We start from the raw sequence: 11,004 nt of genomic DNA on the forward strand, positions 1-11,004 counted from the left end.
GGCCGCTACCAGGTCACGGGAAGCGCGGTCAGGCCGCCGGCCAGGGTCCGATCGTCGACTTCCAACTCGTCGGCGCCCACGGCCAGGCGCATGTCCGCAAAGCGCGCGACGAGCATGCCGAGCACGGCGTCGAGTTCGATCCGGGCCAGCGGCGCCCCGATGCAGTACCGGGCACCGTGGCCGAACGCGAGGTGGGCTCCCGGGCGCCGCGTGACGTCGAAGCGCTCGGCGTCGCCGAAGACGGCGGGGTCGTGGTTGGCGGCGCCGATGTCGAGCAGCACGAGGTCGCCGGCGCGCACCCGTACGCCGGCGACCTCGAGGTCGGTGCGGGCGTAGCGGGGAATGCCGCCGGTGGTCTTGGCCGGTGCGCGCAGGATCTCCTCGACAGCGCCGCCCACCAGCTCGGGGTCCTCGTGTAGGCGCCGCCACTGGTCGGGAGCGGCCAGCAGGTGCAGCGCGCCCCAGCCGATGGCCGTGACCGTGGTCTCGTGCCCCGCGAAGAGCAGGGACATGGCCAGCACGGCGGCTTCCTCGTCGCCGACACCCTCGGTGGAGCACAGCCCGGAGATCACGTCGTCGCCGGGGTCGCGGCGTTTGCGGGCCACGAGGTCCAGGCCGTAGCCGAACAGGTCGGCCATCCCCTGCTCGGAGCGGGCGCGGTCGGTGACATCGGCGGCGGCCCGGCTCCAGGCGCGGAAGCGGTCGCGGTCGGCGTAGGGGACGCCGAGCAGCTCGCAGATGACCTCGATGGGCAGCGGCAGGGCGAGAGCCGGGTGCAGGTCGGCGGGCGGGCCCTGCCGGGCGAGGTCGTCGAGCAGCTCGGCGGTGAGCTCCTTCACCCGAGGCCGCAGGGCGCGCATGCGCTTGGGCGTGAAGTGCGGCTGCAGCAGTGCGCGCATGCGCGCGTGGTCGGTGTGTTCGGTGTCGAAATCGCCGTGCGGGCCGCCGAAGAGCGCCGATTCGCCGGTGCGGGCGGCCAGTTCGGGGGCGCGGTGGGCGCGGCCGAGCCGGTCGTCGTCCAGCAGGCTGCGCACCAGCGCGTGGTCGGTGACCAGCCATGCGTCGTCCCCGACGGCTGTGCGCACCGGGTGGACCGGGCCGCTTTCCTGAAGCTCGCGCCGGACGGGCGGAGCGCTCAGCGGGTGGGGTCTGCCGAACGGCAGTCGTGCGATCGGGGGCATGGCGCCCTCCTTGGTGTTAACAGCGATTTGTATACTCTGAATTAAACAAGAGCACATGTATACTTGTAAGTCAACAAAGAGGAGGGGATCGTGGCGGCACTCCGCAGCGATGACGACTCCGCATCCGCGGACCCCGCGCCTGAGCGGCCGGTGCGCCGACTGGGCCGTGCCCAGCGGCGCGCGCAGATACTGGACGCGGCGACCCGGGCCTTCGCCCGCAGCGGGTTCGCCGCCACCGGCCTGGACGACATCGCCGCCGAAGCGGGCGTCACCCGCGTGCTGCTCTACCGCCACTTCGACTCCAAAGCGGCTCTGTACCGGGCGGTGCTGGACCGCGCCTGCGAGCGGCTGGCCGAGCGGGTGGGCGTGGACGACTTCGGCGACGAGGCGATCCCGGCCCTGCTGCGCGCGGCCGCCGCCGACCCCGACGGCTTCCGGCTGCTGTTCCACCACGCGGCACGCGAGCCGGAGTTCCGCGACCTCACCGACGCCATCGCCGCCGCCTCCGTCGACACCACGCGCAGGAACCTGGCCGCGCAGCTGCCCGAAGGCCCGTGGACCGAATGGGCGGCACGGTTGATCCCGACCCTGGCGATCGAGGCGGTCATCGCGTGGCTGGACACGGGCGGTCCCGACCCCGACACGGCCGCCGACCGCATCCGGGCGTCGATCCACGGCGTCATCGCCGCGGCGGGCAGCCGGCCCTTGGAATAGCCGCGGCACACACCTCGGCCCGGGCCGCTTCGGAGGCGGACCCGGGCCGAAAGGGCGTCGGCGCCTGCGGCGCCGGAGCGCGAGGCGTCAGATGACGCCGAGGTCGCGCATGGAGTCGGCGACCTTGATGAATCCCGCGATGTTGGCACCCAGCACGTAGTTGCCGGGCGCGCCGTAGCTCTCGGCGGTCTCGCGGCACATGGTGTGGATGTCGGCCATGATCTCCGCCAGCCGCCGGTCGGTGTAGTCGAAGTGCCAGGAGTCGCGCGAGGCGTTCTGCTGCATCTCCAGGCCCGAGGTCGCCACACCGCCCGCGTTGGCCGCCTTGCCCGGGCCGAACGCGACGCCGGCGTCGCTGAACACCTTGAGGGCCGCCGGCGTGGTCGGCATGTTCGCGCCCTCGCCCACCGCGACCACGCCGTTGCCGACCAGCGTCTCGGCCGAGCGGCGGTCCAGTTCGTTCTGCGTGGCGCACGGGAGCGCGATGTCGCAGGGCACGTCCCAGATCGAGCCGCCGTCCACGTGCTTGGCGCGCCCGACGCGGTCGGCGTACTCCTTTATGCGACCCGAGCGCGCCTCCTTGATCTCGCGGATGACGTCGACGTCGATGCCGGCTTCGTCGACGATGTAGCCGCCGGAGTCGGACATCGAGACGACGGTTCCGCCCAGCTCGGCGGCCTTCTGCGCGGCGTAGATGGCCACGTTGCCGGATCCGGAGACCACCACGCGCCGACCGTCGAACCCGTTGCCGCCCTCGTTGAGCATCTCGTTGACGAAGTAGACGGTGCCGTATCCGGTGGCCTCGGTGCGCACCTGCGAGCCGCCCCAGTTCAGGCCCTTGCCGGTGAGCACGCCGGACTCGTAGCGGTTGGTGATCCGCTTGTACTGGCCGAACAGGTAGCCGATCTCGCGGCGACCGACCCCGATGTCACCCGCGGGCACGTCGGTGTACTCGCCGATGTGGCGGTGCAGCTCGGTCATGAACGACTGGCAGAAGCGCATCACTTCGGCGTCGGACCGGCCCTTGGGGTCGAAGTCGGACCCGCCCTTGCCGCCGCCGATGGGCAGGCCCGTCAGCGCGTTCTTCAGCGTCTGCTCGAAACCGAGGAACTTGATGATGCCCAGGTCCACCGAGGGGTGGAACCGCAGGCCGCCCTTGTAGGGGCCCAGGGCGGAGTTGAACTCCACCCGGAAACCGCGGTTGACCTGGATGTCGCCGCTGTCGTCGGTCCAGGGCACGCGGAAGATGATCTGCCGCTCGGGCTCGCACAGCCGCTCCAGGACCCGGCTGTCCAGGTACTCGCTATGCCGCTCCAGCGCCGGTTCGAGCGACTCCAGCACTTCGTGCACGGCCTGGCGGAACTCCGCCTGGTCGTAGTCACGGCGTTCGATGTCGGAGAACACCTTCGCGGTCAACCGCAGGCTGTCGCCGTCCGACGCTCCCGTCGTCATATCCGTCTCCCTGCCTCCTTGTACGGCACACGCCTATGGACGGCGTGAACGCCGCCCCCTGCGACCCTAGTGCCCCGAGGAATCACCGATACTCGCCGGGCACCCGCCGAGCGTGCACCGCCTCCGGCACGCGGCCGCGCGCACGCCCGTCGGCGGCGCCACTCCGCACCCGCTGTCCCGATTCCGGAGGTTGGCGAACACGGACCGCCCCCGCAACCGCCAACCCGCCCGCCCCCTGCCGCTACGTCTTCGATTCCCGCGGCCGCCGTTCCCCGGCGCCTCAGCCGCCGTCGTCGGCGGCGCGCAGGAACCTCCCGGCCACCGTGCGCAGGCGGTCGCGGAACTCCTGCGGTTCGACGGCCTCGAACTCGGCGCCGGTCCCCAGCAGCACCAGAGCCGGCCAGTCCAAGTCGTCGGCGTGGACGACGACACGGCACCAGCCGCCTCCGGCGTCTTCGACGGCCCCCCAGCGATCCACCACCGGCTCCACCTCGCCGACCGGTGCGTGCACGCGGGCCACGATCCGGTACCGCGTGGGGACCACGGCCAAGCGGGCGCGGACGAAGGCCTCCGCGTCACCGCCCGGCAGCGCGCGCGGGCCGAACCGGGTCCCCGTCGGCTCGGGGCCGCTCATCCGGTCGACGCGGAAGGTCCGCCAGTCGCGGCGCTCGGTGTCCCAGGCCGGCAGATACCAGCGCTGGTGGAGCTGCACCAGGCGGTGCGGTTCGACGAGCCGCTCCGTGCACCGGCCGTCCGAGGCCGTGTAGCCGAACCGCAGCCGCTCGGTGTCGCGGCAGGCCCGCGCGACCGCCAGCAGGGCCATGGGGTCGGTGCGCGGGCCGCCCGGTGCGGGCGTGACCGCGGAGACCCGCAGCGCGTCGATGCGCCGCCGCACCCCCGCGGGCATCATGTCGACCACCTTGGCCAGCGCCTGCACCGCCGCCTCGGCGAAGCCCGCCGCGCTGCCTGCCGCGGCGGTGCGCAGCCCCACGGCGATGGCGACCGCCTCTTCGTCGGTGAGCAGCAACGGCGGCATGGCGCGGCCGGCACGCAGCTGGTAACCGCCGCCCACGCCCGGCACCGCGTCCACCCGGTAGCCCAGCTCGCGCAGGCGGTCCACGTCGCGCCGCAGCGTCCGCTCGCTCACCCCCAGTCGCTCCGCCAGCTCGGTGCCCGGCCAGAACCGGCTCGTCTGCAGCAGCGACAGCAGGCGCAGCGTCCGCTCACTGGTGTTTGCCATGAATCGAGGTTCTCGCACATCGCGGACGGAAACCGACCTGAATCGCTTCTAGGTTCGGCGCCATGGAGACGAAGATGATCGAAGCACGCGGCTTGGCCAAGCGATTCACCGCTGCGAAGCAGACGGTCGAGGCCGTGCATCCGCTGAACCTGGACGTGGCGACCGGCGAACTCGTCGCCCTGCTGGGCCCCAACGGGGCGGGCAAGAGCACCACGATCCGGATGCTGACGACACTGCTGGCGCCCACCTCCGGGACAGCGTACGTGGCGGGCCACGACGTGCTGCGCCGACCGCGCGACGTGCGCCTGCGCATCGGCTGCGTCGGCCAGGGCAACGGGGCCGGGTTGGGCCACCGCGGCCGCGACGAGCTGATCAGTCAGGGCCGCGCCTACGGGCTGACGACCGCCGCGGCACGGGCGCGTGCCGCCGAGCTGATCGCCTCGCTGGAGCTGCAGGGCGTGGCCGACCGGGTCGTGTCGTCGCTGTCGGGCGGCCAGCGCCGCAGACTCGACGTCGCCCTGGGCCTGGTGCACGCCCCGCAACTGCTGTTCCTCGACGAGCCCTCCACCGGATTGGACCCGCAGAACCGGGCGCGCCTGGTGGAGCACGTACGTCGGCTGCGCGCCGACCACGGCACCACCGTCGTGTTCACCACGCACTACCTCGACGAAGCCGACCGGTTGGCCGAGCGGGTCGTGATCGTCGACCACGGCCGAGTCATCGCCGACGACACCCCGGCCAGGCTCAAGGCCGCACACGCCGGCGACCGCATCGCGCTGGCCTTCGACGACGAGCGCGCGGCCCGGACCGCTGCCGCCCGAGCGGGCGGAGTCGAAGGCGCGGCGGTCGAGCGGTCCGCGAACCGGGTCGACGTGCGGGTCGCCGGCGGCGCCCGCATCGCGCCGCGCCTGCTCGGCGAGTTTGCAGCGCACGGGGCCGCGGCGGCGGAGGTGGAGGTGAGCCGTCCGACGCTGGACGACGTGTTTTTGAACCTGACCGGACGGAGCCTGCGCGAGGAGTCCGGCGACCGCGCGGCCGCCGACGACGGCGCCGAGGACGAGGAGAAGGAGTCGGCCGCATGACGACGACGCACACCCCCGCGAACGCAGCGGTCCCCAACGCGCTGACCGACACCGTCACCGTGTTCGTCCGGGAGTTGCGCCCGGTGCTGCGCGATCCGGTCTCGATCGTGTTCAGCATGGTCCAGCCGCTGTTCTTCCTCGCGCTGTTCGCCCCACTGCTCCCCGGCACCCTGGGCGACGCCGCCGCGCTGCAGTGGTTCGTCCCCGGCGTCATCGTGATGTCCTGCCTGTTCGCGACCGGGATGACAGGGTCGAACCTGCTGTTCGAGATGCAGACGGGCGCTCACGAACGCCTGATGGTCACACCCTTGCGGCGGTCGTCGCTGCTGGCGGGGCGCGCGTTGAAGGAGATCGTTCCCGCTGTCGCGCAGGCACTGATCATCACCGCGGCGACGATCCCGTTCGGGTTCCGTGCCTCGGTGCTCGGCGCGACCGCGGGGCTTCTCCTGCTGGCCGTGCTGGCGGTGGGCCTGGGATCGCTCTCCTACGCGCTCGCGCTCGCCTCCAAGGACCGCGACTGGCTGTTCTGGACCGTCCAGCAGACGCTGCTCTTCCCGCTGCTGCTGCTCGGCGGGGCGCTGTTGCCGGTCAGCGAGGGCCCGCAGTGGCTGCGCGTGCTGTCGCAGATCAACCCGTTGACGCACGTCGTCGACGCCGAGCGCGCCCTTTTCGCCGGCGACCTCGCCTCGGGGGCGGCGGCCAGAGGCGCCCTCGCCGCGGTCGCGGTGGCGGCCGTGGGCCTGTACGTCGGCATCCGCGCGATGCGCAAGGAGTGAGGAGCACGGCGATCGCGGGACGGGCCCGCCCGGCGCCGGAAGCGCGCCCGAGCGGACCCGTCCCAGCGACGGGCGGCAGGGGTGGGCGCCCGCCGGTCCTGTCGGCGCGAGACCGGACGCCCGCCGCGGCCGGCGAAAACGCCGAGCGGCCGGGGCCGGCGTCGGTCGGTGCGGTAGCAGCGAACGTGGGAGCGCGGGGTCGAGGTCCCCTTGACGACGCTGGGGTGACGGTTCAAGGTAGCTCGGTAAGCGATTTCCCATTGTCATCCCCCAATCGACTCCGTAAATACGTACAAACTTCTCTAATCACTTGGAAATCGCTTACCGGACTTGGGGGAGCTGACCGTCCACCCGTCGCCGGAGGGAACCCGAGTGAACAGAGCAGCCGGTCTCATCGCCACCGCCGCAGGTGCGGCTCTGGTGGCCACCGCACTACCCGCCGCCGCCCACCCCTCGGACGGGCCCGGCCCCGACCGCGGCCATTCCGGCCACGGGAACCACGGCCGCGACCTCGGACGCGAGGTGCTGGGACCCCATGACGGCTGGGGCGCCGCCGAGGGCGGGACCACCGGCGGGGCCGACGCCGAGGCCGAGAACGTCTTCAGAGTCGACACCTGGGCCGGGCTGCAGCAGGCCGTCCAGGGCGACCAGCCCAAGATCGTCTACGTCGAGGGCGACATCAGCGCCATGACCGGCGCCGACGGCGCCGCACTCTCGTGCGAGGACTTCAACGACCCCGCCTACACCTGGCAGGACTACGTCGATACCTACGATCCCGACACCGGCTGGGAGGGCGAGGCTTCGGGCCCCCTGGAGGAGGCTCGCGAGCGCTCCTACGACGCCCACCGCTCCCACGTGATGCTGCGGCCGGGCTCCGACACCACCATCGTCGGCGTGGGCGACGCCTCGATCAGCGACGGCTTCGTGCTGCTGGAGAGCGTCGAGAACGTCATCATGCGCAATCTGGGCGTCCACGACGCCTTCGACTGCTTTCCCAGCTGGGACGGCGAGGCCTGGGACGCCCAGTACGACAACATCGAGGTCTCCCGCACCGAGCACGTGTGGCTCGACCACCTCACGCTCTCCGACGGCGGCACCTACGACCGGGACTTCCCCGTCGTCCACGGCGCGCGCGTAGAGCACCACGACGGCCTGCTCGACGTGGTGCGCGCCAGCGACATGGTGACCATCTCCTGGAACAGCATCGACGCCCACGACAAGACCATGCTGTTCGGCAACACCGACAGCGAGCGCTACGACGAGTGGGACAAGCTGCGCGTCACCGTCCACCACAACCGGTTCAACAACATCACCCAGCGCGCCCCGCGCGTGCGCTACGGCGACGTGCACGTCTACAACAACCTCTACACCCACTCCGCCGACTCGCCCTACGACTACGACTACTCGCTGGGCGCGGGCGTGGAGTCCCACATCTACGCCCAGAACAACAACTTCCGACTGGAGGGCGTCGAGGCCGGCGAGGTGATCCAGAACTGGCGCGGCTCGGTCATCCACGAGGAGGGCAGCGTGTTCAACGGTGAGCGCGTCGATCTCCTGGACGCCTACAACACCGCCAACCCCGACAACACGCTGGAGCCGGACACCAGCTGGACGCCGCCCCTGCACGGCGTCGTCCATCCCGCCAAGGCGGTTCCAGGCCTGGTGAAGGCCAAGGCCGGCGCCGGCAACGCACGGTAAACCCGCACCCGGGACCCGCCCCGGGCGCCGCTCCACACGCCCCCCCTGCCGCCCCGCTCCCTTCACCGGCGAGCGGGGCGGCGGCGCGCGCATCCCGGTCGAGGGCGCGGGAATGAGCGCGGACGGACGGTTCCGCATCCGGTGACCGGGGGAACCAAGACCGTTTCGCGGAATTGCGCAGTCCCCCCGACCGAATGGGCCGGGCATTGCCTGTTCCCGTTCTCCGCCACCTATCACCGACGGGGAATGGCCGACCCCGGCCAACCGCGGAAAAAATCGCTTCCGCTGGCCGGGGAACACTTAACGTAAATAGAATACGTCCGCGGTCGCCGCCTCCCAGCGGCCGCACACCGCCCGAGCCCGCCGCCGCGCAGGGGCGGTGCCCGCCGTGCCGCCCCATCCCCCAGGAGTCGCCGACGTGTCCGCTCTCACCGAGTTCACCCTGGCCAGCGGGAAAACGATTCTCGTCGAGGCGCACGACGACACGCCATTCCAGGGCGACACGGCACCGATCGCCCGCGGCACCGGCGGTGCACTGCACGCCGAAAAAGGGCTGAGCGACGCCCTTTCCCAGGTCCGCGAGGTCGTCGACGAAACGCTGAAGCAGCTCGACGGACTCAGCTCCGCCGACGAGATGGAGATCAGCTTCGGCGTCCGCCTTTCGGGACAGGTGGGTGCGGTGATGACGAAGGTCGGGGCGGAGTCCAACCTCACCGTCCGGATGCTGTGGAAGAAACCCGCATAACACGGCGAGGACGGACCGGTTGACCGGAGGGGAACAGCGGTGCAGGGCGACACGCACATCCTGAGTTCCTGGCACGTGTGCGTCCGCGGCACATCGACCGGCATCTGCGGCGGCGGTGTCCTCATCACTCCCGAACATGTACTGACCTGCGCCCACGTCGTCCAGAACGCGCTGGGCCACCCGCACGGAGCCCACCAACCGCCCGACGGCAGCCTCATGGTGGAGTTCCCCCTGCTGGCGCCGAACCGGCCAGTCGAATGCCGAGTGGAGCACAACGGCTGGTTCCCGCTCGACGGGCAGCGGGGCGACCTGGCCGTGCTGAGAGTCGCGGGCCCGCTGCCGCACGGCACCCGGCCCGCGCCCCTGCGACCGCGGCCGCGCCTGCCCGGGCCGGTGCAGGTCTACGGACATCCGGCCGACGGCGAGAGCGGCCGGTGGGCCACCGCCACCGCTGTCGGCCCCTCCGGACGCGGCGGCGAGTGGGTACAGCTGGACGTCAGCGGCTCGCTGGCCGTCGTCAAGGGATACAGCGGATGCGGAGTCATAGACCCCAACAGCGGCGAGGTGATCGGCATCGCCGTCAGCCGCGACCACGTGTCCGACACCGTCGCCTTCATGGTCCCCGTCGACACGGTCTCCGGCTACTGGCGGCTTCCCCGGACCGCCCCCGTCGAGGACCGCGACGACTGGGCGCTGGACGACATCCGGCTGACGACCGAGGTCCTGCTCGATCTGCGCGGCATCCGCAACGACGCTGAACGCCGCATGTACATCACCCTGTTCGAACGCGACTTCGCCATCCGGGTACCGCGCTACGACGGCGACCGCGAGGGCGCCCGCTCACTCGCTCACGCCTGCCTGAAGCAGCCCGGCGGCATGCACGTCCTGCTGGAGCACCTCAACCGGGGACACGACTCCGACGAACTGCTCCCGCTCAAACGGATCGTGGAGGTCTCGCCGCCTCCCATCCTCGATCGGGAGGATCGCAGAGAGCTTTTCGCCATGCTGGCCGCCGTCGATCCGCGGAACATTCCCTTCGAGCGCTTGGAGGCGTCGATGGGGCCGGCCGGAGCCGAGCTGGACGGCGAGGACGACCTGCTGGAGATCGCCCGCCACCTGGAAGCCCGGGCCGTCGGGCCGGACCGGGTGCCACCGCTGTTCGTCTACCTCCAGCAGATCGCCAACCTGCTCCAGCACCTCAACCTGCAGCAGTGGGTACGCAAAGTCGCCGCGCGGCAGCCGTTCGACCCCGCCGCCCTGGCTTCGGCGGTGGCCCAGGCCGAGACGCTGCGCCTCGACCCGCGCCGGCCTTTCTGCACCGTCGAACTGACCGAGCACGGGCTGGACGAGGACCGCTATCTGGTGCAGGTGAGCGCCGAGGACGGCGCCTCCTCCGAGTGGCGGCACCTGCTCCTGGCCGACGACCGGGCCTGTGCCTTGTCCGAGGTTCCCGCACGGCTCGAAGGCGCGCTGTCGCGGGGGCCGCTCCGGCGCGGCCACGCGCTGCCGCGCGCGGTGGAGTTCGTGCTGCCGCGCCGCCTGCTCAGCTCCCCCGTGGACACCTGGCCCATCGGCAGCGCGAACGTCAGCTATCCCGTCGGCATCCGCTTCGAGGTGGTCGTCCGCAGCAAGGAACGCGTGACCTACGGATCCCTGCATCCGCAGTGGTGGGACAAGTGGATGCAGGTCGACGACAGGCTCGGCGACGCGCAGGTCGAGTGGGGCACGCAGGCCGAGGCCTCCAGCGGGGCCCTGCTCGCCCGGATGATGGCCGAGTCCAGCGGCACCTGCCTGGTCGTGGGCCATGACCCGGTCGAACACACCGATCCGAACCAGGACATCGTGCGCATCGCCTGGGAGAGCGGCGTACCGATCATGTTGTGGTGCCGCGACGAGCGCGATCCCGAGGAGTTCAGGCGGGCCGTCGACGGGCTGCTCGACACCGGCGGCGTCCTGGGGTTGCGCAAGCACGTCAAGGATCTGCGCTCCGAGGCCATGGCAACCGGCGACCCGGCACACCTCGGGCGCCACCTGACCCTGCTGTGGGACGACCCCGAGCGCGCCCTGCCCCCGGACCCGGCATTCGACCCGCCCCGCTGACCCCCATCCCGAGGAG

The 11,004-nt window shown here is 71.6% G+C and carries 9 protein-coding genes; 6 read left to right on the forward strand and 3 right to left on the reverse strand.

Annotated elements, in window-relative coordinates; all coding sequences use genetic code 11:
* Window positions 1-5 precede the first annotated feature (5 nt).
* Window positions 6-1,181: a cytochrome P450 gene (locus tag LP52_RS13700; RefSeq protein WP_052809814.1), complete on the reverse strand. Its 1,176-nt coding sequence runs from the start codon at window positions 1,179-1,181 to the stop codon at window positions 6-8.
* A 90-nt stretch (window positions 1,182-1,271) separates the two neighbouring features.
* Here LP52_RS13700 and LP52_RS13705 point away from each other — a divergent pair, with 90 nt between their 5' ends.
* Entirely contained in the window at window positions 1,272-1,895 is a 624-nt protein-coding gene (locus tag LP52_RS13705) for a TetR/AcrR family transcriptional regulator (protein ID WP_052809815.1), read from the forward strand.
* 87 nt (window positions 1,896-1,982) lie between these two features.
* Here the strand turns inward: LP52_RS13705 and gdhA are convergent, their stop codons facing one another.
* Window positions 1,983-3,347: an NADP-specific glutamate dehydrogenase gene (gene gdhA / locus LP52_RS13710; RefSeq protein ID WP_052809816.1), complete on the reverse strand. Its 1,365-nt coding sequence runs from the start codon at window positions 3,345-3,347 to the stop codon at window positions 1,983-1,985.
* A gap of 280 nt (window positions 3,348-3,627) precedes the next feature.
* On the reverse strand, window positions 3,628-4,587 hold the full coding sequence (locus LP52_RS13715; RefSeq protein ID WP_040273868.1) for a helix-turn-helix transcriptional regulator: 960 nt from the start codon (window positions 4,585-4,587) through the stop codon (window positions 3,628-3,630).
* A 74-nt stretch (window positions 4,588-4,661) separates the two neighbouring features.
* Here LP52_RS13715 and LP52_RS13720 point away from each other — a divergent pair, with 74 nt between their 5' ends.
* The 5 genes from LP52_RS13720 to LP52_RS27290 all read left to right on the forward strand — a co-directional run bounded on the left by LP52_RS13720 (window position 4,662) and on the right by LP52_RS27290 (window position 10,988).
* Window positions 4,662-5,669, forward strand: coding sequence for an ABC transporter ATP-binding protein (locus tag LP52_RS13720; protein WP_040274026.1), 1,008 nt, complete (start codon window positions 4,662-4,664; stop codon window positions 5,667-5,669).
* On the forward strand, window positions 5,666-6,445 hold the full coding sequence (locus LP52_RS13725) for an ABC transporter permease (RefSeq protein WP_052809817.1): 780 nt from the start codon (window positions 5,666-5,668) through the stop codon (window positions 6,443-6,445). Before LP52_RS13720 ends, LP52_RS13725 begins: the two co-directional genes overlap by 4 nt.
* Before the next feature lie 372 nt (window positions 6,446-6,817).
* A complete protein-coding gene (locus LP52_RS13730; protein ID WP_040273869.1) occupies window positions 6,818-8,143 on the forward strand; it encodes a pectate lyase family protein in 1,326 nt (441 codons plus the stop codon).
* A gap of 418 nt (window positions 8,144-8,561) precedes the next feature.
* Complete coding sequence (locus LP52_RS13735) at window positions 8,562-8,888, forward strand: CU044_2847 family protein (protein ID WP_040273870.1); 327 nt, start codon at window positions 8,562-8,564, stop codon at window positions 8,886-8,888.
* Window positions 8,889-8,927: 39 nt separating this feature from the next.
* Entirely contained in the window at window positions 8,928-10,988 is a 2,061-nt protein-coding gene (locus LP52_RS27290; protein WP_040273872.1) for a VMAP-C domain-containing protein, read from the forward strand.
* Window positions 10,989-11,004 lie beyond the last annotated feature (16 nt).

Source organism: Streptomonospora alba, from assembly GCF_000826685.1.
Taxonomy (GTDB): Bacteria; Actinomycetota; Actinomycetes; order Streptosporangiales; family Streptosporangiaceae; genus Streptomonospora; species Streptomonospora alba.